The sequence below is a fragment of the Elusimicrobiota bacterium genome (genome assembly GCA_016218575.1).
Taxonomy (GTDB): Bacteria; Elusimicrobiota; Elusimicrobia; order UBA1565; family UBA9628; genus JACRDN01.
Map to the genome: position 1 here is coordinate 11,832 of JACRDN010000014.1, position 24,472 is coordinate 36,303.

Annotated in this window: 19 protein-coding genes; 10 read left to right on the forward strand and 9 right to left on the reverse strand. The window is 63.7% G+C overall.

Annotated elements, in window-relative coordinates; genetic code table 11:
* Positions 1-2 precede the first annotated feature (2 nt).
* The 3 genes from HY921_03915 to HY921_03925 are packed head-to-tail and all read left to right on the forward strand — an operon-like array spanning position 3 to position 2,148.
* Complete coding sequence (locus tag HY921_03915) at positions 3-662, forward strand: ABC transporter ATP-binding protein (GenBank protein ID MBI5630014.1); 660 nt, start codon at positions 3-5, stop codon at positions 660-662.
* Between the two features lie 5 nt (positions 663-667).
* Positions 668-1,936 (forward strand): ABC transporter permease, encoded by a 1,269-nt coding sequence (locus HY921_03920; protein ID MBI5630015.1) that lies wholly within the window; start codon positions 668-670, stop codon positions 1,934-1,936.
* Between the two features lie 23 nt (positions 1,937-1,959).
* A complete protein-coding gene (locus tag HY921_03925; GenBank protein MBI5630016.1) occupies positions 1,960-2,148 on the forward strand; it encodes a type II toxin-antitoxin system HicA family toxin in 189 nt (62 codons plus the stop codon).
* Here HY921_03925 and HY921_03930 read toward each other — a convergent pair.
* Positions 2,140-3,498 (reverse strand): 8-oxoguanine deaminase, encoded by a 1,359-nt coding sequence (locus HY921_03930; protein MBI5630017.1) that lies wholly within the window; start codon positions 3,496-3,498, stop codon positions 2,140-2,142. The genes HY921_03925 and HY921_03930 overlap by 9 nt on opposite strands.
* Before the next feature lie 515 nt (positions 3,499-4,013).
* Between HY921_03930 and HY921_03935 the strand changes: the two genes are divergently transcribed.
* Complete coding sequence (locus tag HY921_03935) at positions 4,014-4,853, forward strand: cation transporter (GenBank protein ID MBI5630018.1); 840 nt, start codon at positions 4,014-4,016, stop codon at positions 4,851-4,853.
* Here HY921_03935 and HY921_03940 read toward each other — a convergent pair.
* On the reverse strand, positions 4,813-4,965 hold the full coding sequence (locus HY921_03940) for a hypothetical protein (GenBank protein MBI5630019.1): 153 nt from the start codon (positions 4,963-4,965) through the stop codon (positions 4,813-4,815). The two genes, HY921_03935 and HY921_03940, sit on opposite strands and share 41 nt — an antisense overlap.
* 361 nt (positions 4,966-5,326) lie before the next feature.
* On the opposite strand from HY921_03940, the gene HY921_03945 reads away from it, so the two are divergent.
* The gene (locus HY921_03945) at positions 5,327-6,487 is read left to right on the forward strand and encodes a PAS domain-containing sensor histidine kinase (GenBank protein MBI5630020.1); all 1,161 of its coding nucleotides are present in this window, start codon (positions 5,327-5,329) and stop codon (positions 6,485-6,487) included.
* On the opposite strand, the gene HY921_03950 is transcribed toward HY921_03945, so the two are convergent.
* From HY921_03950 to HY921_03965, 4 genes are read right to left on the reverse strand one after another with little or no spacing between them, the layout of a single operon-like run.
* Complete coding sequence (locus HY921_03950) at positions 6,461-7,090, reverse strand: radical SAM protein (GenBank protein MBI5630021.1); 630 nt, start codon at positions 7,088-7,090, stop codon at positions 6,461-6,463. The two genes, HY921_03945 and HY921_03950, sit on opposite strands and share 27 nt — an antisense overlap.
* Positions 7,090-7,440, reverse strand: coding sequence for a response regulator (locus HY921_03955; GenBank protein MBI5630022.1), 351 nt, complete (start codon positions 7,438-7,440; stop codon positions 7,090-7,092). The genes HY921_03950 and HY921_03955 overlap by 1 nt, the downstream gene beginning before the upstream one ends.
* 45 nt (positions 7,441-7,485) lie before the next feature.
* A complete protein-coding gene (locus tag HY921_03960) occupies positions 7,486-8,838 on the reverse strand; it encodes a sigma-54-dependent Fis family transcriptional regulator (protein ID MBI5630023.1) in 1,353 nt (450 codons plus the stop codon).
* A 3-nt stretch (positions 8,839-8,841) separates the two neighbouring features.
* Complete coding sequence (locus HY921_03965; protein MBI5630024.1) at positions 8,842-9,933, reverse strand: PAS domain S-box protein; 1,092 nt, start codon at positions 9,931-9,933, stop codon at positions 8,842-8,844.
* 130 nt (positions 9,934-10,063) lie between these two features.
* On the opposite strand from HY921_03965, the gene HY921_03970 reads away from it, so the two are divergent.
* The 5 genes from HY921_03970 to HY921_03990 all read left to right on the forward strand — a co-directional run bounded on the left by HY921_03970 (position 10,064) and on the right by HY921_03990 (position 21,756).
* On the forward strand, positions 10,064-11,140 hold the full coding sequence (locus HY921_03970) for a hypothetical protein (protein MBI5630025.1): 1,077 nt from the start codon (positions 10,064-10,066) through the stop codon (positions 11,138-11,140).
* Positions 11,141-11,175: 35 nt separating this feature from the next.
* The gene (locus tag HY921_03975; protein ID MBI5630026.1) at positions 11,176-11,646 is read left to right on the forward strand and encodes a CBS domain-containing protein; all 471 of its coding nucleotides are present in this window, start codon (positions 11,176-11,178) and stop codon (positions 11,644-11,646) included.
* Positions 11,647-11,681: 35 nt separating this feature from the next.
* Positions 11,682-15,206, forward strand: coding sequence for a pyruvate:ferredoxin (flavodoxin) oxidoreductase (gene nifJ, locus HY921_03980; GenBank protein ID MBI5630027.1), 3,525 nt, complete (start codon positions 11,682-11,684; stop codon positions 15,204-15,206).
* 356 nt (positions 15,207-15,562) lie between these two features.
* A complete protein-coding gene (locus HY921_03985) occupies positions 15,563-21,097 on the forward strand; it encodes an autotransporter-associated beta strand repeat-containing protein (GenBank protein MBI5630028.1) in 5,535 nt (1,844 codons plus the stop codon).
* A complete protein-coding gene (locus tag HY921_03990) occupies positions 21,079-21,756 on the forward strand; it encodes an autotransporter outer membrane beta-barrel domain-containing protein (GenBank protein MBI5630029.1) in 678 nt (225 codons plus the stop codon). The genes HY921_03985 and HY921_03990 overlap by 19 nt, the downstream gene beginning before the upstream one ends.
* On the opposite strand, the gene mug is transcribed toward HY921_03990, so the two are convergent.
* Genes mug through HY921_04005 form a run of 3 tightly spaced genes read right to left on the reverse strand, consistent with a single transcriptional unit; the run spans position 21,746 to position 24,245 of the window.
* Positions 21,746-22,312 (reverse strand): G/U mismatch-specific DNA glycosylase, encoded by a 567-nt coding sequence (gene mug / locus HY921_03995; GenBank protein ID MBI5630030.1) that lies wholly within the window; start codon positions 22,310-22,312, stop codon positions 21,746-21,748. The genes HY921_03990 and mug overlap by 11 nt on opposite strands.
* Entirely contained in the window at positions 22,312-22,749 is a 438-nt protein-coding gene (locus HY921_04000; protein ID MBI5630031.1) for a response regulator, read from the reverse strand. Before HY921_04000 ends, mug begins: the two co-directional genes overlap by 1 nt.
* Positions 22,746-24,245, reverse strand: coding sequence for a PAS domain S-box protein (locus HY921_04005; protein ID MBI5630032.1), 1,500 nt, complete (start codon positions 24,243-24,245; stop codon positions 22,746-22,748). Before HY921_04005 ends, HY921_04000 begins: the two co-directional genes overlap by 4 nt.
* Positions 24,246-24,472 lie beyond the last annotated feature (227 nt).

Here is a 24,472-nt window from a genome sequence, read left to right on the forward strand (position 1 = left end):
ATCTGATCGAGTGCGCGGGCTTGAAGAAGACCTACGGGGAGGGCAGCGCCGCCTATACCGCCCTGCGCGGGGTGAGCTTCAAGATCGAGAAGGGGGAGTTCGCGGCCATCACCGGCCCCTCGGGCTGCGGCAAGTCCACCTTGATGCACCTCTTGGGGCTTCTCGACCGGCCGAGCGGGGGGGAGCTGAGCTTGATGGGCCACGCCTGCCAGGACCTCTCCGACGACCAGCGCACGCGCCTGCGGCGGGAGAAGATCGGCTTTGTGTTCCAGGCCTTCAACCTCCTGTCGCGCCACACCGCCCTCGACAACGTTTGCCTGCCCATGGGCTACGCGGGCGTGCCCCGGGTCGAGCGGGCGCTCAGGGCCGTGGAGCTCCTGACCAAGGTGGGCCTCGAGGACAGGGTCACCCACACCCCGCTAGAGCTTTCCGGCGGCCAGCGCCAGCGGGTGGGCATCGCCCGGGCCCTGGCCAACAGGCCGAGCCTTCTCTTGGCCGATGAGCCCACCGGAAACCTCGACTCCAGCTCCAGCGCCGAGATACTGGCCCTTTTTCGGGAGCTCAACCGGGAGGGCATGACCGTGGTGCTCGTCACTCATGACCGCCAGATCGCGGAAAGTGCTAGCCGCCTAATCCGCATCAAGGATGGCCAGCTGGTGTAGCCGCCATGGAATCATTGCAGACGGGGTGGTTGGAGATACGGTCGCATAAGATGCGGTCGTTCTTGAGCTTTTTCGCGATTTCTATCGGGGTCGCCTCTATCCTCTATACCTTGGCCCAGATCAAGGGGGTCAACCAGCGTGTAGCGGAGAATTTTAAGCTCATGGGGCCGGGGCGCCTGGAAATCGAGAAGAAGCGCGACTATGTTTCCCGGGGGCTCTCCGCGGGCTTGAACTCGGACGACGCGGATGCCATCCGCCAGAGCATGCCCGAGCTTTACATGGTCTACCCACTGGCGCGGGCCTGGGGAATGCATTTTCGGTTCCGGGAATTTTACAAGGAGGATTTCGTGGTCACCGGCGTCACCGAGGAGTGGTCCAAGCGGGACTGGGTCTATCAACTGCGCGGCCGATTCCTAAATTCCGAGGACGTGAGGCGGGGAAACCGGGTCTGCCTCTTGATTCAGCCGGGAGGCTGGATCGAGAAGCCCTGGTGGGCCAAGTTTTTCCGGGAGATGCCCATCGAGGGCCTGCTCAAGCGCCGGGACCTCCTGGGTCAGACCGTGATGATCGGCGACCATCTCTTCGCCGTGATCGGAATTTTGAGCGAGCCTCCCCGGGACAAGGATCCACGCTGGGGGCACAACTCCTATGGAGGAAGCGGCACGGTGCTGGTCCCCGTCACCACGTACCAGAGGCTTCTGGCCCGACGAGGCGACGGCAGTCCCAGGTCGGTGAGCGAGATCCAGGTGGACACCGGGGAGGAGGCCACCGTCCCGCTCTACAAGCGCCGCATCGAGGGGCTTCTCAAGGCCCGGCATCGCGAGGAGGACTACGAGGTCAAGGACAACCGGGACGAGATCCAGGGCATACTCAACAGCGTGCGCCAGTACGTCATCGCGATATTGGCGGTCGGGATCGTGGCGATATTGGCCGGGGGCATCGGCATCATGAACGTGACCTTGGCCACGATTTACTCCCGCATCAAGGAGATCGGGGTCCGGCGCGCGGTGGGCGCTACCCGGGGGGACATCCTCAGGCAATTCGTGGTGGAGGCCATGATTTTGGGCTTCCTGGGGGGGGTCGCGGGCCTGGGCCTGGGCACCGCCGGGGTTTTGTACCTCTCGCGCAACGCAGACCGAGACTTCTCCAGCCTGACCCCCTTCCATTTCCTGCTGACCTTGGCGATCGCGGTCGGGACGGGTTTCCTGTTCTCCCTATATCCGGCCAGCAAGGCGGCCCAGCTCGATCCCATCGAGGCCCTGCACTACGAGTGAGAATAATTAGGTAAAATAAAGCCATGAAAAGGAAGGATTTGGTGCGCCATTTAACGGAAAACGGCTGCGTGCTCGTGAGGGAGGGCGGTAAGTACTCGGTGTTCCAGAACCCCGCCACCCAGAAGGAAGTGCCGGTGACCCGCCATCCCGAGATGGAGGATTTCGCGGCGCGCAAGATCTGCAAACAGCTGGGGATTCCGCCTCTAGCGTAGGAGCCGGCGCGAGATGTCGTTGGCTTTGCGGACCAACGCGCCTTCATCCGCGGTCAAAAGCCTTCCGTCCTCCACCACGATCCGGCCGTTGACTATGGTCCACTTCGCGCGATGCCCGGTCCCGCAGAAGAGGAGTGCGGCCACGGGATCGCTCATGGCCCCGGCGTAGTCCACCCTGTTCAGATCGAATATGGCGAGGTCGGCCGCTTTGCCGGGGGCGACGGCGCCGATGTCGTCTCGCCCGAGGACCCTGGCGCCGCCTCGCGTCGCCATCCACAAGGCATCCCGGGCCGGCATGGAGCCGACCCCGCTCTTGATGCGGTGGATGAGGAGGCACTGGCGGACTTCCGCGAGCATGTCGCCCGAGTCGTTGGAGGCCGAGCCGTCCACTCCCAGGCCTACCGCGATTCCCGCGTCCAAATAGCGCCGCACCGGGGCGATGCCGGAGCCCAGGCGCAGGTTCGAGGTCGGGCAATGCGCCACCCCGGCGCCGGCCTTGGCCAAGCGCCGAATCTCGCCCTCGTTTAAATGCACCATGTGGGCAAACCAGGCGCTCGGACTGAGCCAGCCGACCGACTCGATGAAGTCAAGCGGGCGCATCTTGTAGCGCTGAAGGCAGTACTCCTCCTCATCCAAAGTCTCGGCCAGATGGGTGTGCAGGCGCACCTTCCAGCGCTTGGCCTCGGTCGCGATCTCCCGCATGAGTCCGGGGCTCACGGAGAAGGGCGCGCAGGGAGCCAGGCCCACCCGGCACATGGCGTAGGGGGCGGGATCGTGGTAGGCCTTGACCAGGCGCCCGCAGTCCTTGAGGATCTCTTCCTCGTTCTGGACGGCCTCCTCCGGCGGCAGGCCTCCCTGGGAGCGGCCGACCGACATGGAGCCGCGGGTGGGCGAAAACCGGATTCCGAGCCTGCGGGCCGCCTCGATTTGCCGGTCAATGAGTTCGTTGGGTTGGCCCTTGGGGAAAAGATAGGTGTGGTCCGAGGATGTGGTGCAGCCGGTGAGCAGGAGCTCCGAAAGGCCGACCTCGGCCCCGGTCTCGGCCGCCTCCGGAGTTAAATGCTTCCAGATCTCGTAAAGATGGACCAGCCAGTCGAAGAGCTTGGCGTCCTGTACCGCGGCTACGCTGCGGGTCAGGGCCTGGCAGAGGTGGTGGTGGGTGTTCACCAACCCCGGCAGAACGACGCAGTCCCGGGCGTCGAGGATCCGGGCGCCCTCCTCCTCGAGGTCCTTTCCCACGGCCACGATCACGCGGCCCCGGATCAGGATGTCGGCGCCCGCGAGCTCCGTGCGCGCATCGTCCATGAGGACTACGCGCAGGGCGTTCTTGACCAGCAGGGGCGGCACCATGGAGAGATTCTACTAAAATGGCGCGCGGAGCCGCCGTTTGTTATTGAAATTTAATTTCAATAAGGATATAATACACCGAGCTTATGATTAAGGGCTCGCAATGGAATAATATGACCAACTGGCAGGCCCAGATTCGAGTTGATTTCGAGGCGCGAGGAGGGAGCAATGCCGCAGCGCATTGTGACCGACGAGCAACGAAGAAATCGGCCGAAGATGAGCCTGCCCGAAGGGCCGGGGCACTTTTGGGCTGCGACTTCGTCTCTCGTCACTCACATACCGCTGCGGGTATGCTCGCTCCTCGATCCTCGTCTCGCTCCAAAATTGCCCCGGCCAGTTGGTCATATTATTTCATTGCGAGCCCTAAGCGCGCCGCCGCCTTGTTTCTCGCCCTGCTCACGGCCTGGGCGGCGCCCGCTCGCGCGCTGGCATCTCTCCCGGCTCGAGATATTCCTCGCCGTCTCTACTCCATAATTCCGGAATCATCTCCGGCCCGCGCCATTCTACAGCCCGCCCGATTGGCGAGACCGGGACTCCTTGACCAAATCCGCGCCTACCCGAGTCATGTCATCCATGCTGCGGCAGAAGAGGCTCCTGAAAGCCTCCATGGGCGGGCGGGGGCGCTTTTCGGCGAAGAGAGCAGATTGCGGGTCGCGGGGAGCGCGCTCCCCACGGGTTTAAGCCCGGCGCTTGCGCTACCCCTGTCCGTGCCGGCCCAACGGAAGGCCTATGTCGCGGCCTTAAAGAAGGTGGTAGGCTTGTCTTTCGCCATGGCGGGGGTGGAATTGGCGGGCAGCGCCGAAACGGAGAGCGGCTCTCTCTGGGCCGACGCCCTTCATCGGCTGGTGGACGCGTCCGTTGACCTTGGTTCGCTTATATCGAATTCCCTGGCCTTGGGCCATCCGGAATGGAGAGAGTCCAAAAGGGAAATGATCGACGCGGGGGTGGGGTTTTCCAGCGCCGCGATCATCTTGACCATGGCGATTCTCACCGCAGCCCAGGCCGTGGAGCGCCTTTACGCCCCGGAGCCGCTCATGGGCTGGGCCACCATGCTTTTGGCTTTCGCAGGGCTCGGCGCCCAGCTCGGCTCGATCTACTTCCTCTATCCCCACCGCGAGGCCAACCAGAGCCTCAAAACGGCGTTCCTCCATGCGTTCGTGGACGCCCTGGGTTCCTTGGGAATCATCGCGGCATCCGCGGCGCAACTGGGTCTAGGCTGGTCCCTGGCCGACCCCATGGTCACCTTGGGCATCGTGGGGCTCATCCTGCGCACGGCCATCCCCCGGGCCATCGAGTCGGGCAAAGCCCTCTGGGCGGCTACAGCTTCCGGCCCATCACGGGGCAGTAAAGGCCCTTGAGCTCCCGCTTCCAGTGGAAGCGGTACTGCCTCCAGCGCTCCACCCATAGGCGGCAAAAGCCGCAGTCCCCAGCGTAAACGAGGAGAGGCTTTACGGAGCGTTCTCCCGGCATTATTCGACGAAGGCGATGGTTTCCATGGGGACCCGGAGGTTCCTTAACAATATCCCGGAGAAATCCCATGCAGCGCAACCTTTTGTTTGCCGGCCTGGCCTGATTGGAAGTACTGTTGCGCAAGCTTAAGGTAAGAGAAGGCTTATATGAGGGTTCCCGGGGTTGATGTTCCACTTGGAGACCCGGCGAGGGCGAATCCCGAGCTCTGTTTGGACTGCCGTTGGCTGGCCTTGCGCAAGGGTCGCGGCAAAAAGGTCGGGTATTGGTGCCTGGTCAGGAACCAGTATCTTGGGGAGCACATCCTCTGGCGCCGGGCCTGCGGAAAATTTCGCCCCTGCGAGAGTAATAGGGTAAAAATCACATGAATATATGGGGTCCGCTGCTGGACCAAATATCGGACGGGGTCATTGTTTCCGACGCGGAGAAGAAGGTCATCTATATCAATCCCGCCGGGGAGCGCCTACTGGATATTTCCGGTCTCCATAAGGAAGACATAAACATCTGCCAATTTCTCTGCGGGAGGCTTTTTTGCGCGGGATTCGAGGAGAATCGCGCAGATGGGTGCGTCTTGCGCGCCCCGGATTCCCAGAATATGTCAGTCACCTTCAAGGGCCGCCACGGTCCGCATTCTCTTTTCTACTGGCGGGAGGGGCACGTGCAGAGCCGCCAGGAGTGGAAGTTCCTGCGGGTCCGCTGCCTGAAGGTGGGAACCCCTATCGTGGTTGGCGGTCGGACGGGCCAGCACGTCACTTTCATCGAGGATGCCAGCGCGGAGGTGGAGCTGGAGAAACGCAAGGAGAACTGGAGCAGCATGATCCTCCATGATCTGCGCACTCCCATGACCAACATTCACGCGGTGCTGGGTATTTTCGAGGGCTATAAAGCCGGGCAGGCCTTGGCGCCCAAGGACATCGAGCTCATCGATATCTCCTTGCGCGGCTGCCGGAGGATGGAGGAGCTTCTCGATCTCTATCTGGGAATGGTCAAGATCGACTCCGGGGTTTTGACGGCCCATATCGAGGATTTGAACTTGAGCGCGCTGCTGGCCGAGGCGGTCAAGGAGCAGAAGGCCCAGGCGGACAAGCGCCGCATCGCCGTGGGCGTGGATGTCCCGCTCGAGCTCAGGGTCAGGGCGGACAGGGATCTCCTCTTCCGCGTCTGCCAAAATCTGGTCAATAACTCCATCAAATACGTTCAGGAGGGGGGGTGTTTGGCCATAACCGCCCGGGCTGGACAGGACGGCTCGATCGTCATCTCGTTCAAAGACAACGGCCCCGGCATCGCGGCCGGGGCGATTCCTGGGATATTCGACCGCTTATCCCAGGTTTACGCGCACCGCGAGGGGCAAATGCAGGGAAGCAGGCTGGGGCTGATCTTCTGCCATGATGCTGTCAAGGCGATGAATGGGATGATCGAGGTGGAGTCCGACACCGGCAAGGGGGCCGAGTTCCGCGTGCGCCTGCCGGGGACGGCGGCCGCGGCAGGCGCACGCGGTTCAAGCTCCGAGGCCGCTCGCCCCTAATTCCGGCCGCGCACGGAAATCCGCCCCGAGCGAGGCGGACAGCCGTTGGACGGCGTCCAAATCCACGCCTTTGCGCTCGATGGCAGTCACCGTCGTCTTGAGGCCGGCCTTGGCGCAGGAGGAGACGAAATCAAGGACGCTCTGAAAGCCCTTCTCCCGAAATCCCTTGCGAGGGGAGTGGAGCTCTGCCCATTGCCTCGGGTCGGCCGTGTTCAGACTGACGGATACCGCGTCGATGCAGGCCGCGAGCTCCGGGACGATGTCGCGTCCCCAGATGAGATTGCCCAGACCAATGGTGTTGAGGCGGCGCCAAACGCCGGGAGCCAGGCTCTTGGAGAGCGCCCCGATTTGGCGCACGACCTGCAGGCGGTAGGTTGACTCTCCCAGGCCGCAGAATACCAGCTCCCGCACGGGGCGCTTTCCCAGGGATCCTCTTACCGCGCGCTCCAGTTCCGCGGGGGAGGGCTCCCCGCCGCGGAGCCTGAGATTGCTGCCGTGGAAATCCCAGCTCCGTCCGCGCTTGAAGCAGAAGACGCAGGAGGTCGGGCAGCGGTTGGTGATGTTGAGGTACAGCCCGTTTTGGAAATAGTAGGCGATCTCCATCAGGGCTGGGGGCCCGAGATCCAGCCGATGAGCTCTTCGATGGACACGGGCTTGGTGAACAGCTTCTCGATGGGATGGCCGTTGACGCTGCGCTCCGTGTAGAGAGCGCTGATCATGACTATGTGGAGGTCGGGTTGGATGCGTTTGGCCTTCTGGGACAGCTTGAAGCCGTCCATGGGGCTCATGCGGGCGTCCGTGATGAGCCAGTCAAAATGGGTGTTCTGCAGCAGACGCAGGGCCTCCTCGCCGCTCGCCGCCGTCTGGACGCTGAAGCCCGCCTGGCGCATGGAGAGTGCCAGCATATTGCGGCCGGAGTCGTCGTCGTCCACCACCAAAAGGGAAGTATTCACGGGCCTCGGCGCTATTATTATCCGCAACAAAACAGCCAGGGGCGGCTATTTCAGGGAGATGCCGAAGGCCTTGAGCTTGCGCCAAAGGGTGTTGCGGCCGATCTTGAGCCTTTTAGCCGCCTCGACTTGGTTGTTTCCGCAGGCCTCCAGGACCTCGAGGATGTGCCGTTTTTCCATGACCTCGAGGGATTGGGGCCTGGCCGAGGGTCCGGCGGGGCGGGAGGGAGGCTGTATCTCGGGAGGCAAATCCGCCAGGGAGATCGCCCCGCCCGGAGACATGATCACGGCCCGCTCCATGGCGTGCTCGAGCTCCCGGACGTTGCCGGGCCAGGAGTAGGCCTTGAGGGCCTCGGCGGCCTGCGGGCTCAGGCGGCCCGCGCCGGCCTGCATCTTCTTGCGGGCCTTTCTGAGGAAATGCTCGGCCAGGGGCAGGATGTCCTCCACCCGTTCGCGAAGGGGGGGAATATGGATAGGGAATACCTTGAGTCTGTAGAAGAGGTCGTCGCGGAACTTCCCTTCCTGCACCAGCCTGGCAAGATCCTTGTTCGTCGCCGTGACGAGCCGTCCAGAGACCTTGATCGGGTGGTTGTCGCCCACCCTGCGGACCTCCCCTTCCTGCAAGGCCCGCAGGAGCTTGACCTGGAGGGCTTGGGTGGTCTCGCTGATCTCGTCCAAAAACAGGGTTCCGCCGTTGGCGTCCTCGAAAAGTCCCCGCTTGTTGCGCTCGGCTCCGGTGAAGGAGCCCTTCACGTGGCCGAAAAGCTCGCTTTCCAGGAGGCCCTCCGGCAGGGCCCCGCAGTTGATGGCCACGAAGGCGCCCGAGCGCCTGGAGCTGTTCTCATGGATGGCGCGGGAGATGATTTCCTTGCCGGTGCCGGACTCTCCCTGGATGAGGACGGTGGCCTCGGTGGAGGCCACTTTCTTGACCAAGTCGAGCACCTTCTGCATCGCGGGGCTCGCGTAGACGATCCCCTCGAAGCTGTATTTGCCCTTCACTTCCTCGCGCAGGCGGCGCACTTCTCCCAGGAGCTTGCGGTGCTCGAAGGCTTTGTTGAGGATGATGAGGAACTCCTCGGGCTGGACGGGCTTGGTCAAATAATCGAAGGCCCCGGCCTTCATGGCCGCCACGGCCGTGTCGATGGAGCCGTGGCCCGTGATGAGGACGACCTCCGCCTCGGGCTGGGCGCGTTTGGTCCGGCTCAGGACCTCGAGCCCGTCTATGTCTCCAAGCTTGAGGTCGGTCACCACCGCGTCGAAATCCTCGGCGGCGAGCTTGGCCAGGGCCTCTCGGCCGTTCTTGGCCGTCGCGACCTCGACGCCGCGCTTCTTGAGCTCCATGGAAAGAAGCGTGGAAAGGGAGAGGTCGTCCTCGACCAGGAGAATTCGCGGTGATTCCATGTCTTAGCCCTCGATCCAGGGCAGGAAAACGGTGAAGGAGGCGCCCTTGCGGGGCAGGCTTTTGACCTCGATGCGGCCGCCGTGGGCCTTGACGATGCGCTGGGCGATGGCTAGCCCCAGGCCCGTTCCCTGCCTCTTAGTGGTGTGGAAAGGCTTGAAAATCAGGGGCAGAACCGATTTCGAGATTCCCGGCCCCGTGTCGGCCACCTTGAAATAGGCGGAATGCCCTTCGTGCCCGGTGGAAACAGAAAGCGTTCCCTTGCCGTCCGTGGCCTGGACCGCGTTGAGAACGATGTTCCAAACCACCTGGCGGATCTGGTCCGAGTCGAAAGGGAAGGGTTTGACCGCCTCGGAGAGGCTGAGCTGCAGGGCGGTGGACCTGATGAGGTCGTGGTTGGAATGGACGATATTGGCCACCTCCCCCACCATGGCGTTGAGGTCCGCGCGCTCGAGCTTGAGCTCGCGCGGCCTGGCGTAGGCGAGGAAGTTGTTGAGGGCCTCGTTCAAGCGCTCCGACTCGGTCTGCAGGACCCGCCGGACCATCTCCGCCTCCTCGGCGGTGAGCTTGCCCCCGGCGATCTGCTTGGCCGCCATGACGATGGAGCTCAAGGGGTTGCGGATCTCGTGGGCGACCACCGCCGCCATCTCGCCGATGCTGGCCAAGGTCTCGGATTGGGCCACGCGGGCCTGGAGGGCCATCTGTTCGCTGATGTCGAGGGCCGTGGAGATGTAGCCCACGATCTCGTTCTCGGCGTTGCGCACGGCCGTGATCGTCAAGACCAGGGGAATCTCCCGGCCATCCTTGGCCTTGTTGATGATTTCCCCGCGCCAATAGCCCTTTTTAGGATCGAGGATGCCTGACCACATGCGGTCGTAGAGCTCCTGCGTTGAATGGCGGGAGCGCAAAAGGCGCGGAGTCTTGCCGATGGCTTCTGCTGGGGTGTAGCCGTAATGGGTGGTGAAGGCCTCATTGACGTCCAGGATGACTCCATTGCGGTCGCAGTAGAACATCACGTCGTTTGATTGCTTAAATGCCTGGTATAGGGATAGGGCTCTTTCGTGCGGGGTCGCGGGCCTTATGTTTTGTTCCATCATGGATCAAGCAAGGCTGAAAACGGCCTTGGCCGGATCATTGCTACTAGGAATACTGAAACATTCCTGCCAGAACATTGTAGCTAATGTTCCCGGGTCGGATATAGCGAATATAGTAGGATAATGAACAACCATGGCCCAACAGTCTCTCAGCCAAACCCTTAAAATCCAGCAGCGCATGGCTTTGCTCGGACGCCTGCGCATGGCCGAACTTATAGAGATGCCTGAGGGAGACTTCGCCCGCGAGGTCGAGAAGATCGAGAAGGACCCCCTGTTCTGCAAGCTCTACTTCGCCGGCCGCGAGAATCCCGGGGTCATCCGCCGCCAGCGCTGGCCCCGCGGGCGCCTGAGCGGGGGATTCTACGAGCTCAACGAGCGGACGGCGGCCGCCAGCGAGCGGGTCAAGGTCGAGGAGCTTCTCGAGGAAAAGCGCCGGCTCCTTCCCAAAATACGGAAGATGGGGCAGGAGGCTTTCGAGCGCTATTTTCTCTACGGCACCGAGCCCGCTTCCTTGGAGGAGATCGCGGCCCGCACGCGCCTGAGCCTGGCCGAGGTCCGGGCCATCCATGATTTCATCCTGGAAATCGGCGCCCAGACCGAGTTCGCGGGCCCCGCTCCAGAGGCCACGGCCAAAGCCCAGAATTGCCTGGCCCGCGTCAGCCTCGAGGACGGGGAGCCTGTTTTCGACTTCTTTTCCCCGTATTGGGCCAGGGGTCTCTACCAGATTCGCTACGATTTGCTGGAGGATTGGAAGACGGACGGGCGCCTGGCCCCGGCGGAGGTCAAGCGCCTGCCGCATCTGCTTAAGCGCATGGAGACCGCCAACCTGAGGCAGAACACCCTTTTCCGCATCTTGGAGAGCTTGACCAAGCTGCAGGCCAAGTTCCTGACCACCCGCCGCGAGGACTTGAAGCGCCCCATCAGCCTGAGGAACCTGGCTTACCGCCTGGACCTGGCCCCGAGCACCGTGAGCCGAGCCGCCTCGGGGCGCTCCCTTAAGCTCCCCTGGGGGGACGAGGCCCCGCTCATCGCCCTTCTTCCCGGACGCCGGAATGTCCTGCGCCAGGTCCTCGGCCGGTGGCTTGCCCAGGAGCCGCGGGACACCGACGCCAAGCTCGCCCAAAGGCTCAACAAGGAATATGGAATTCGGGTTTCCCGCCGCACGGTCAACGCCGTCCGAAATGAGGTCGAGAATAAGCCGCCTGGTTGAAGTGTTGCGCTAGGTTTTGGCGGTAGGAGGACACCATGTACGCAGCCGACATCATGCGCAGGAACGTCGTGACCGTGGCCCCGGAGATGACATTGACGGAGCTGGCCAAGCTCTTCATCGAGCGCAAAATCACCGGAGCCCCCGTGGTCGATTCCAAGGGCAGGCTTTTGGGAGTCATCTCTCAAACCGATCTCGTGCGCCGCGACCGGGAGGAGCCCCAACGGGCCGAAATTCCTAGCTTCCACCGGCATCCCGACGACGCCGTGGGGGGGCCCGGCTATCAAATCGAATGCCCGGACTCCACCGCGGTCTCGGACGTGATGACCCCGACGGTCCTTTCGGCCGATGAAACCGCTCCCGTCGAGGACCTGGCGCGGATGATGATGCGAAAGCGCATCCACCGCGTGGTCATCACCAGGGGAGGGCGCCTGGTCGGCATCGTCAGCTCCATGGACATGCTGCGGGTCGTGCTCGACATGTCGCTGCGGCTCAAAGCCCGGGCCTGATCCTTGGAAAGAGCGTTGCGTACAGTTAAAGGGCCATGGAGGCCCCGGAATGCGACGCTGTCGACGGCAATGAGGCCGCGGGCCGGATCGCCTATTTCTTAAGCGAGCTCATCGCCATCTACCCCATCACCCCGGCCTCTCCCATGGGGGAATGGTCCGATCAGTGGTCCGCCGAGGGCCGCAGGAATCTCTGGGGTGCTGTGCCCAGGGTCGTGGAGATGCAGAGCGAGGCCGGGGCCGCGGGGGTCCTTCATGGGGCCTTGAGCGCCGGGGCCCTGGCCACCACTTTTACCTCCTCCCAAGGCCTGCTGCTCATGATCCCGGACATGTATAAAATCGCGGGGGAGCTCACGCCCTTCGTGATGCACGTGGCCGCGCGGGCCGTGGCGACCCATGCCCTCTCCATATTCGGCGACCATTCGGACGTCATGGCGGCGCGCCAGACCGGGTTCGCCATGCTGGCTTCCTCGTCGGTGCAGGAGTGCGCGGACATGGCGGCGATTTCCCACGCCGCCACGCTGGAAAGCCGCGTGCCCTTCCTTCACTTTTTCGACGGCTTCAGGACCTCCCACGAGATCCAAAAGATCGCGCTGGTTTCTCAGGAGGTCCTGCGGGCCTTGGTCAGCCGGGAGTGCTTGTTGGCCCATCGCGCTCGCGGCCTGTCTCCAGACCGGCCTTCCATACGCGGCACGGCCCAGAATCCCGACGTCTTCTTCCAGTCGAGGGAGGGGTCCAACCGCTACCACCAGATGGCTCCCTCCATCGTCGAGGGAGTCATGAGGAGGTTCGCGTCCCTTACGAGAAGGGCCTACGGCCTTTTCGAGTACGTCGGACACCCGAAGGCCGACCGCGCCGTCATCCTGATGGGGTCTGCCGCGGGCGCGGCCGAGGAATGCGTTGAGTCCCTGAATCGCCAAGGGCAGAAGGTGGGTCTGCTCAAGGCCAGGCTTTACCGGCCGTTTTCCGCCGAGTCCTTCCTGCGGGTTCTGCCTTCCAGCGTTTACGCCCTGGCAGTCCTCGACAGGACCAAGGAGCCGGGGAGCCTCGGAGAGCCGCTATTTCTCGACGTGCTCGCGGCTCTTTCGGAAAGCGGGCGCCGCAAGGTCAAGGTCATCGGCGGCCGCTACGGCTTGGGCTCCAAGGAGTTCACCCCGGCCATGGCGGCGGCCGTTTTCGCGGAGCTTGCCCGCCCGCGGCCCAAGCCGCGCTTTACCGTCGGAATCAAGGACGACGTGAGCCACCTTTCTCTGGCTTGCGATCCTGATTTCCCCAACGAGGAGGCGGGCGCTAGAAGCGCCGTCTTCTTCGGGCTTGGGTCGGACGGGACCGTGGGCGCCAACAAAACAGCGGTCAAGATCATCGCGCGCCAGACGGGGCTTTACGTCCAGGCCTATTTCGTCTACGACTCCAAGAAGTCCGGTTCGCTCACGGTTTCGCACCTGCGCTTCGGCCCCCGGCCGATACGCTCGACTTTCCTCGTGCAGTCCGCGGACTTCGTGGCCTGCCATCAGGAGAGCTTCCTTGAGCGCTACGATATGCTGCGCTTGGCCGCGCCCGGGGCGGTCTTCCTTCTCAACACCTCGAGCCCGCAAAAGGCCTGGGACATCCTTCCGCTGGAGGTCCAGCGGGCGATCCTGGACAAGGGCCTGCGCTTTTACGCCATCGATGCCTGCGCTATCGCTCGGCAGGCCGGGCTGGGCGGGCGCATCAACACCGTGATGCAGGCCGCCTTTTTCGAGATCTCGGGCATCCTCCCCGGCTACAAGGACAGGCTCAAGGAAGGAGCGAGCAAGAGCTATGGCTCGAAGGATCGGGGCCTGGTCGAGAAGAACATAGCCGCCATCGAGGCGGCCTCGGCCGGGCTGTGCCGCGTCCCGGTCCCTCCCGCCCCCACGGCCGCGCGCCGGCGCGCGCCTCCGGTGGACCCGAGGGCCCCGCGCTTCGTGCGGGAGGTGATAGGGCCCCTGATCGCGGACCAAGGGGACTCTCTTCCCGTCAGTCGCCTGCCGGCCGATGGTCGTTTCCCGGTCGGCACCGCGCGCTGGGAGAAGCGGTCCATCGCCCGTGAAATTCCGGTTTGGGACGAGGGGCTGTGCATTCAGTGCAACAAGTGCGCCTTGGTGTGCCCTCACGCAGCCATCCGCGTCAAGGCCTACCCCGGCGAGGCCCTGGCGGCCCCTCCGGAGGGCTTTAAGAGCGTGCCCTGGAAAGGGCGGGAATTTGCCCAGCCCTGCCTCTATTCAGTCCAGGTTTCCCCGGAGGACTGCACGGCCTGCCGCCTCTGCGTGGCGGTGTGCCCCGCCAAAAACCGGGACGCCTCCGGCGCAAAGGCCCTGGAAATGGCGGCTTTGGATTCGCGGACGAAGGCGAGGGAAAGCCGCAATTTCAGCTACTTCCTGGCCCTGCCAGAGTCCGAGCCGCCCCAGCCGGAGAGCGTGAAGGGCTCTCAACTGCGCGAGCCGCTCTTCGAGTTCTCGGGAGCCTGTGCCGGCTGCGGGGAAACGCCCTACCTCAAGCTTCTCACCCAGCTTTTCGGCGATCGCCTCCTGGTCGCCAACGCCACCGGCTGTTCCTCGATATTCGGAGGCAATCTTCCGACCACGCCCTGGACGGTCAACAAGGAGGGCCGGGGGCCGGCTTGGTCGAATTCCCTGTTCGAGGACAACGCTGAGTTCGGGCTGGGGATGCGCTTGGCGCTGGATTACCGCCGGGGCTACGCCGAGGGCTTGTTGCGCTCCTTGTCTGGCGCGGTGGACCCGGGGCTGGCCGCGGAGCTCTTGGCCGCGGACCAACGGGAGGCCGGGGGAATTCAAGCCCAGCGGGGTCGCTTGGAAAGGCTTGCCCAGGCTTTGCAGGGGATGGCGGGCCCGGCGGCCCAGGAGCTCCTGAGCGTGGCAGACGGCTTTGCGCGCAAAAGCGTTTGGATCGTGGGTGGAGACGGCTGGGCCTACGACATCGGCTACGGGGGCCTTGACCACGTGTTGCGCTCGGGCGCCAACGTCAAGGTCTTGGTGCTCGACACCGAGGTCTACTCCAACACGGGCGGGCAGGCCTCCAAGGCCACGCCCCGCGGGGCGGTGGCGCGCTTCGCGGCTTCGGGGAAAAGCCTGCCGCGCAAGGACTTGGCTTTGGGAGCCGTGGCCATGGGAGGCGTCTACGTGGCCCGCGTGGCCATGGGTGCCAGCGACGTGCAGGCCGTCAAGGCCCTGGCCGAGGCCGAGGCCTACGAAGGGCCGGCCTTGGTCGTGGCCTATTGCCATTGCATCGCCCACGGCTACGACCTGTGCGAAGGCCTCTCCCAGCAGAAGCTCGCGGTGGAAAGCGGCCACTGGCCCCTGTTCAGGTTCAATCCCCGGCGCTCCGGGGCGCCGCCGCTTGCCCTTGATTCCCGCCTGGGCGGCGTTCCCCTGGAAAACTACCTCTACCGGGAGGCCCGTTACCGCAGCCTCAAGGAAACGAATCCGGAGTTGGCCGCCCGGCTTCTGGAAGACGCCAAGGCCGACGTGAGGCGGCAGTGGAAGCTTCTAGAAGCCTTGGCCGGAGTTTTTACCGGGCCATGAAAGAGCGGGAGGCTCCGCTCCTAGGCGCGTCAGGCTGGAGCCGCATAAGGTCTTCGTGCAGTTCTAGGAGCTTGGGCAAATAGTCCGTGGGCAAGGGGGATGGGCCTCGGCTCATCCCCCGTTTGCGCCGGGGTGAATCGCTGCAGGCGATTTCCGGGATGGGCAGCACCATGCTTCTTTCGGCTAAAGTTGGACGTGGAACTCCTGCGGTTTCGAGGGGCGAGTGTCTTGTAACCAGAGCCTCTTGACAGAGCAAGGTTAGTGGTATACCCTCCTTAAGAGTGTCCCGATTTCAGGATTGCGGCATCCTCTCGTCGATAAAAGGACGTCTTATGCGGAAAGGCGGATAGGGATAAATGAGAAAAATAAAGCATGGAATCGCCTCCGCCGCGCGATCTTTGAATTCCTTAAAAGATAGCCTCCGCGTCGCCTGCGCCTTGGCGGTTCTTTGCGAACAGGGCTTTGCCGCGACCTACACGGTCACCAGCAACAACGACGCCGGGGCCGGGTCCCTGCGCGACGCCGTCACCTCGGCCAACGCCGATCCCGGCAGCAGCATCAACTTCAATCTCGGCGCCGGCCAGACCACCATCACCTTGGCCTCGAGCCTGCCCTCGATCACGGCCGGAGTCACCATAGACGGCTCAAACGGCGGCTCCCAGGTGACGGTGAGCGGCAATAACCTCTACCAGATATTCAACGTTGGTGCCGCCAACGTCGTCCTGCAGAACATGAGCGTGATCAACGGCGTCGCCCAAGGCGGCAACGGCTTGAGCAACGGGGCCGGCGGCGGGGGCGGCGGGGCTGGAATGGGAGGCGGGCTGTTCGTGGACAGCTCGGCCGGCGTCACTTTGTCCAACGTGATCTTTACGGGCAACCAAGCCACGGGCGGCGCCGGCGGCGGCGGGACCAACACCAACGCGGTGGGAGGAAGCGGCGGTGCGGGAGGCGGGCCTCGGGGAGGGACCAACGGGAGTTCCGGCCCGGCCGGGGGCGGCAATAACACGGCGGGCACGAATAACGGGGGCGTTTCTTTCACCGGCGGCGGGGGCGGCGGCACCAACACTTTCGGGGGCGGCGGGGCGGGTGCGGGCGGGGGCGGCGGGTTCGGGGCGGGCGGGGGCGGGGGCGGCAATGCCAACGGAAGCGGGGGCAATGGCGGCGCCGGAGGTTACGGCGGGGGTGGCGGGGGCGGCGGGTCCGGCTGGGCATCCCAGGGCTCCGGCGGGGCGGGGACGGGTGGTGGAGCCGGCGGCGGCGGAAGCGCTAACGGCATCATGGGCGGCCAGGACGGCGGCGGGGGCGGCGGCGGCGGCGGGGCGGGCCTTGGCGGCGCCATCTTCGTGCGCCCAGGCGGCATACTTTCCATTAGTGGCGGCAGCCAAATAGACGGCACCAACGCCGTGGGGGGCGGGGCCGGCGGCGGGGGCGGCCCTCAGGGCGCTGCGGGCGGTGCTGGGGGGACGGCAAAGGGCTCGGGAATTTTCCTCGCGCAGAACTCCAACATCGTGTTCGCGCCGGGGGCGGGCGCCACCGTGACGGTCGGCGGCAATATCGAGGGCGACGGCACCGACGACGGCATCCGCAAAAACGGGGCCGGCACGCTTTCTTTGACCGGCAACAACGCTTTCAGCGGCACGAGCATTTTGACCGCGGGAGTACTGTCCGTGGGCCACAACAACGCCTTGGGCAGCGCCATGCTCAACTTCGACGGAGGCTCCTTGAGAGCCGGCGCCAACGGGCTCACTCTCGTCAACAACATGAATCTCGGCCTTTCCGCGCCCGTAGACACCAACGGGAATAGCCTGACCCTGTCGGGCAATATCAGCGACATCCCGGGAGGAACGGGACTGGTCAAGAACGGGGCCGGGACCTTGACCTTGGCCGGAAACAACGTCTACAACGGCGGGACGACGATCAATGCCGGGACGTTAAGCATCAACAACTCGGGCAATATCGGAGGTGGGAACAAGTCCTTGACCTTTAACGGCGGCGCCTTGCTTACGACCGCGGCGAACTTCGCGGGAGACAACGACGTGCAGATCAACGGTGCGGGAGGCACGATCCAGGTGAACGCCGGCAATTCGGCCTCCTTTAATGGCCGGTTCACGGGAGCCGGCGGGTTGTCCAAGTCCGGGGTCGGGACGGTGACCCTGACGAACCTCGCCAATAATTATTCGGGCGGGACGACGATCAACGCGGGCGTGCTCAGCATCTCCGGCGACACCAATCTCGGCAATGTCAACGGGGGAGTGACTTTCAACGGCGGCACTTTGCAGGTCCTCACCGGCAACGGCACGCTGGTCTCCAACCGCGGCGTGACCATCAACGCGGGGGGAGCGACCATAGACACCCGAGGCGGGTCATTGGTCCTCTCCGGGCCCATAGGGGGGGCCGGAGGCTTGACCTACAACGACACTGCCTGCCCCGGCTGCGGCAGCTTCGAGCTCTCGGGCAACAACGCCTATGGCGGCGGGACGACGATCACGAGCGGGGTCCTCAAGATTTCCTCCGACGCCAACCTCGGCAACGCCGCGGGCGGCGTGACCTTGACCAATGCGGGAACTTTGCAGGCTTTGGGAACGTTCTCCTCGGGCCGCGGCATCACGTTGAACGGAGGAGGCACCTTGCACGCGGGCAGCGGGGCCACCGTGGCGACCTATAATGGGATCGTGAGCGGCAATGGGGGGCTTACCATCATTAACGACCCGGCCGGCGGCGGCCAGGTCGCCTTGACCGGGAACAACACCTATACCGGCGGCACCACCATCAACACCGGCTCCCTGGGGATTATCAGCGACTTGAACCTCGGCGATGGGGTCGGGGGCATTAGCTTCGGAACGATTGGGGCCACTCTCACGGCCAACGCCAACATCAATTCCGCCCGGGCCATCAATTTGGTCGGCGGCGGCACTTTCAATTCCCACGGCAACAAGGCCACCTTCTCGGGCATGATCTCGGGAAGCAATGGCCTGAGCATCCAAGATGACCTCGGGGGCGGCAGGGTCACTTTGAGCGGGAGTAACTCCTACACGGGCGGCACCAATATCATGGGCGGGGCGACTCTGGCCGTCACGAGCAACGCCAACATGGGAGCCGTCGGCGCCGGCAACGGCCTCAACATATCGGGCGGGGGCACTTTGCGCACGGACGCGGGATTCTCCAGCGGAAGAGGCATCACCTTGCTGGGGGGGCAGGGGACCATCGAGCTGCGGGGATTCTCGTCGAATTTCTCGGGGTCCATCAAGGGCATCGGGGCCTTGAACGTCAACGACAATGTGGGCGGGGGAGCCCTTAACCTGAGCGGCGGCGGCAACAACACCTACTCGGGCGGGACCTTCATCAATTCAGGGGCGACTTTGGCGATCGGCAGCGACGGCAACCTCGGCTCGGGGAACCTGACCTTCAATGGGGGGACCCTCCGGACCCTGACCGGGGCCGGGTCCATCACGACCAACCGGGGCATGGTTATCAACGGAGCCGGCGGGACCATAGACACCAGCGGGGGCCGCTACATCATCAACAGCGTGATCGGCGGGACCGGGGTCCTGACCTTGAACGACAAGGCCGGCGGCGCCGGCTCCTTGTTCCTTAATGGGGCCAACACCTATTCCGGCGGGACCACGATCAGCTCCGGCAAGCTTAACATCACCAACGACAACAACCTCGGCGCTTTGAGCGGCGGGATCACCTTCAACGGCGGCACCTTGATCACGGGCGCTGGAATCCTCACTAACCGTGCCGTCACTCTCAATGGGGGGGGAGGCATCATAGACGCACTGGGATCGGTTTCTACGTTCTCCGGCGTGGTTTCCGGAAGCGGGCCCCTGACCATAGTTGATACCACGGGCAATGGGGGCATCACCCTCTCCGGCAATAACACTTACAGCGGAGGGACGGTCATAGACGACGGCATCTTGAACATCTCGAGCGACGGAAACCTGGGCAATGCAGCGGGGGCGGTGACCCTGATCAACGATGGCGAGTTGACCATCTCCCAGGACGTTACTTCGTCGCGAAATATCATTCTCAACGCTGGAGGCAGCTTGAACACGGCTGGAACCAAGATCGGCACTTTCTCGGGCATGATCAGCGGCAACGGGGGGCTGGAAGTCGAGAATCTCGACGGAGGCACCGGCGGCATCATACTGACCGGGAACAACAGCTATACCGGAGGCACGACGATCGACTCGGGATTTCTCGCGGTCGCAAGCGACTCGAGCCTTGGCGACGCCGCGGGTGGCGTCACAATTGGAGACAAGACCAGCGCCCTTAGGTTCACCTCCGGCGTCACCTCCGCCCGCGATATAAGCCTCGGCGCGGGCGGCACTCTCGACTACACGGCGGGGAACACGACCTTGTCTGGAACGATCAGCGGCGCTGGCGGCCTGTTCGTCAAGAACACCGGAGCCGCCGGGGCCTTGGCTCTGACCGGGGCCAACACTTACACGGGGGGAACCAGCGTTGATGGAGCCATTTTAGCCGTGAACAGCAACGTGGCTCTGGGAAATCTGGCCGGTGACATTACTTTGAAGAATAACGGCAGACTCAAGACAACGGGTGGAGACGTGTCTGCCAGCCGTGCCGTGACTCTAGCCTCGGGCGGGATATTGGACCAGAACGGCGGGGTCTTCTCTTTCAGCGGCATTATCGGCGGCGGCGGGGGCCTGGCCATCAGCAATTCCGGGAGCGGCGGCCGGGTCGCATTAAGCGGAAGCAACACCTTTACTGGCGGGGTGACCCTCAACAACGGGGCCACGCTTGCGGTCTTGGACGACGCCAATTTTGGGGCCGTCGGGGCCGCGAACAAGGTCACCGCCAACGGCGGAACTTTGCAGGCCTTGGCGGACCTCGTCTCGTCCCGCGGCATGGTCCTCAACGCGGCGCTGCCCTTAGACACCAACGGCTTCAACGCCACCTTGTCCGGCGTCCTGAGCGGGGCCGGGGCCTTGAACAAGATCGGCAGCGGAACCTTGACCCTTTCTGGGGCCAACACCTACGCGGGCGCGACCACGGTCGGGGCGGGGACCCTCGAGATCGGGCGCAATAACGCCCTGCCGGTCACAGCGCTCAGCGTCGCCTCGGGGGCGACCCTGCGTACCAGGAATTTCGACCAGGCTTTGGCGTCCTTGATCAATAACGGCACCATCAACGCCGGGAGCAGCGCCATCACGGTGACGGGCAACCACTCCGGGTCCGGAACCTTGAACCTAATCCTGCAGAGCGGGTTTACCAATCTTACCGTGGGCGGCACCGCCGCGCTTGCCAACGAGACCTTGAACCCCAGCGTGGCCGCCGTTCCCGAGCCCGGGCAGTCGTTCACCGTGATCACGGCGGGGGCTATCAACGGGAAGTTCGCCGCGATCAATAATCCCGCCGGGATCTACCTCGTCCCGCACTACTCCTCGACCGATCTCATCCTGTTCGTGGCGGTTCCCTCCTTCAGCACGCTTTCCGGGGATGCCACGCAGAATTCCGTGGGCGCGGCCCTCGACTCCCTGCGCTCTGAGGGGAGCGGCGGCGACGCGGAGACGGTGGTCAACGCGATCAACACCTTGACCACCCCCCAGGCCAAGGAGGCGCTCAAGCAGGTGAGCGGAAGCTCCAACGCCTCTGCCATCGGCTCGACCGGCCCGACTTTCTCGACCTTGGTGTCGGGCTTTGCGGGGGGAGGCGGGGCTCTGGCCATGCGCTCCAACGACTTGCGCAACGACGAGTCGGAGGTCGAGAGGGTGGCTTATTACAAGGTCACCGGCGATTCCTTCTCTCCCGGAGGCCCCTTGCTGGCGGCGGCGGGTGGCAGCGACATGGGAGGGCTCAATTTGGGAGACCCGACCGGCCAGCAGTCCCCGTGGGGCTTTCCGCGGGATACGTGCACGGCAAATCGGTGATAAACGGGGGAGGGGGAGACGTCGTCAGCAAGAGTCTGCGCTACGGCTTCTACGGCGTGTCCGGCAAGGGGGATTTTTACGCCAACCTGTACCTGGGAGGCGCGGAGGACTTCTTCGACTCCAGCCGCAACATAGAGTTTCCCGGGATTTCCAGGACCGCCACGAGCTCGACAGGGGGCCGGGAGCTTAACGTGGATTCCCAGGTGGGCTACGACCTCAAGAAAGACGCCTACACTTTGACGCCCTTCGCGGGGCTCGCCTACGATCATTTGACGGTGGATCCCTACACCGAGAGCGGGGCGGGGACCCTGAACCTCAGCGTCAATACCCAGCAGGCCGACTCGCTTAGATCCACCGTGGGGACCAAGCTTGCCTGTAAAATCCAGTCCTCGGCTCGCGTTTGGACGCCCTATTTGAGCCTGGGCTGGCAGCACGAGTACCACAATCAATCGCGTGCCGTCGACGCCCAGCTCAACTCGGGGGTGGGCAGCGCCTTCTCCTCCCAGACCGCCAAGGTGGACCGCGACGCGACCTTGGTCGGCGCGGGGCTTTCCACGAGCCTTTCCTCGAACATCGTCGCCAAGCTCATCTACGCCGGCGACCTGCGCTCGAACTTCGCCAATCACACCTTGAATGCCGAGCTGCGGTTCAAGTTCTAGCGCCTAACCTTCGGAACATTCTCGCGTAATCCTGGACCTGGAAATGGGCATTGAGCCCGCTCGGATTGGGGAAGACCCAAAGGCGTATGCGTCCGATCCGCTCCTTTTGCAGGCCGAGGCGGGCTTGCGGACGGTCGAAGGCGTCCCGGTACAGGCCCAGGCCGAGGAACGCCACCTGCCGCGGCTTGTAGCGCAGGAGCTTTCGCTCAAGCCTCTTGGCGCCCCGGCGCAGTTCCTGGCGCGTGAGCTCAGAGGCCGCCGCCGTGGCGCGGCCGACGATGTTGGTGATGCCCAGATTGGACTCGGGCAGTCTCCGGGAATCGCAGGGGGTCAGGGGCCGGCGCAGGAGGCCCGAGGCGTTGAGCGCGGGCCAGAATCGGTTGCCCGGCCGTCCGAAATGATGGCCGATGGCCGCCGTGTAGAGGCCCGGGTTGATCCCGACGAAGAGCACGTCCAGCCCCGGTCGGATGACGTCCTTGACGGTCTTAAACCTGGCGGCTTCCAATTCCGCCCGAGTGGGGGCGCAGCGCGCCTTTCGTCCCGCGCGGCGCGAGATCACGGCTGGTCACTGGGAAGAAGCAGCCTTCCTATTTCACGAACCATGGCCGCGCAATCGTCGGGGCGGATCGGCTTTTGTAGGTGAACCATGGCCCCCAGTTTTCTCACGGCGTCGCGTTCTTGCTGTATATAAGATGATGAAAGAACCGCGACTTTCACTTTGCCAAGCCCCGCTCCCCATTCCTGATTCAGGCGCTCCAAGAGCTGGAGGCCGTCGATCCGGGGCAGATTTATGTCCAGGATGATCAACAAAGGCTTTTTGCTCGCCTCACGAGAGGCATAGGCTCCAGTACCCAGAAGATAATCCAACGCCTCCACTCCGTCTCGCGCCACCACGACTTCGTAGGGATCGAGCAGGTCTTCCAGCGCCATCTGGGTCAAGCGAGCATCGTCCTCGTCATCCTCCACCAGAAGCACCACGTTCTTGTCGTTCATCGGGTTTTAGCTGCGCGCGGACCGCCATCCCCCAGAGTGAAGTAGAAGGTCGCCCCGCGCTCCACCTGGGCCTCGGCCCAGATGCGCCCTCCCTGGCGGCGGATTACGCGGTGCACGGTCGCAAGTCCGATGCCAGCGCCCGGGAAGTCGCCCGGCGCATGCAGGCGCTTGAACGCGCCGAAGAGTTTGTCCGCGTGGGCCATGTCGAAGCCGGCTCCATCATCGCGGACGTGATACACCACCTCTGCCTGCCTCTTTGCCGCGCCGAACTCGATCTTCGCTCTGGGATGCCGAGCCGTGAACTTCCAAGCGTTCTCGAGCAGGTTTCGCAGAATGATCTGCAGGAATTCCGGATCTCCTTGGGTCACGAGGCCGGGAGCTATGATAAACTGGGCATTTCGCGCCGGCTGCGCCTTCTGAAGCTCATCGGCGATGCCCTTCGCCAATTGGCTTAAATCCACTGATTCGGACCTGGGCTCCTGCTGCAGGACTCGGGACAATTTCAGCAAGCCTTCGATGATGCCGTCCATCTGGATGACATTGTTTTGTATCCGTTGAAGATAATCCTGGCTTTGCGCGCTCAACTTCCCCAGCGAGTCTTTTTCCAGCGCCGCGCCGAAGCCCGCTATTTTCCTCAAAGGAGCCCTCAGATCATGAGCGCAGGAATAGCTGAAGGTCTCCATCTCTCGAGTCACCGCCTCCAGCGCTTCTTTCGCGGTTCGAAATTCCTCCGCCCGCTTGCGCTCGGTGATGTCGATGATGGAAGCCAGGACGAAGCTGCCTTCGGGGGTCTCGATGGGGTTCAAGCCGATCTCGATGGGCACCTCGCGGCCGTCCTTGAGCAAGCCGTAGAGGTCGCGCCCGGCCCCCATGGCGCGGGTCTGGGGGGCGGCGAAAAAGGAGCGTCGGTAATCGGGGTGCTTGCCCCGGAACCGCTCCGGGACCAGCAGCTCGATGGGCTGCTGGAGCAGTTCCTTCCGGGGATATCCGAACAGCTTCTCTGTCTGGGAGTTGACCAGGACGATGCCGCCGTCCTTTCCCACCATGATCATCGCGTTGGGCGCGGCTTCCACAAGGACTCGAAATCGCTCCTCTTCCAGCTTCTTGCGCGTCATGTCGCGTGTTACCTTGGAAAAACCGTACAGGACGCCCTTCGGGCCGTGAAGCGCTGTCATGACGACATTCGCCCAGAACTTCGATCCGTCTTTGCGCAGACGCCAGCCCTCATCCTCGAACCGGCCTGTCTCCGCAGCGATCTTTAGTTCGCGGACGGGTTTCCCGGAGGCGACATCCTGGGGGGTGTAAAAAACCGAAAAATGAGCGCCAAGGATCTCTTCGGCCTTATAGCCCTTCATCCGTTCCGCGCCGAGGTTCCAGGTCGTGACCTGACCTTCCTGGTTCAGCATGAAGATGGCATAGTCCTGGATGCTCTCCACGAGAAGGCGGAAGGCTTCCTCGCTGGGCCGAGAATTTGGAGCGGGATCGTTGCCGGGCATGGCCAGATGACAGTCATCATACAAATTTAATCCAAAAGGTGCCGGCCCAGTCTACATGAAAGATAGAACTTTCCGGGTTGCATTCACGTGGTCGGCTTAGCGAATGCCCCAATGGCACGGTTCTCGCGCCTATCTCAGGCAGATGCCGGATTTGGCATTCCGCACAGGGGCCAGGGACTTCCCTATACCGACCTACAAGTGGTAAAATTGCCTCCTCGACCTTAGCC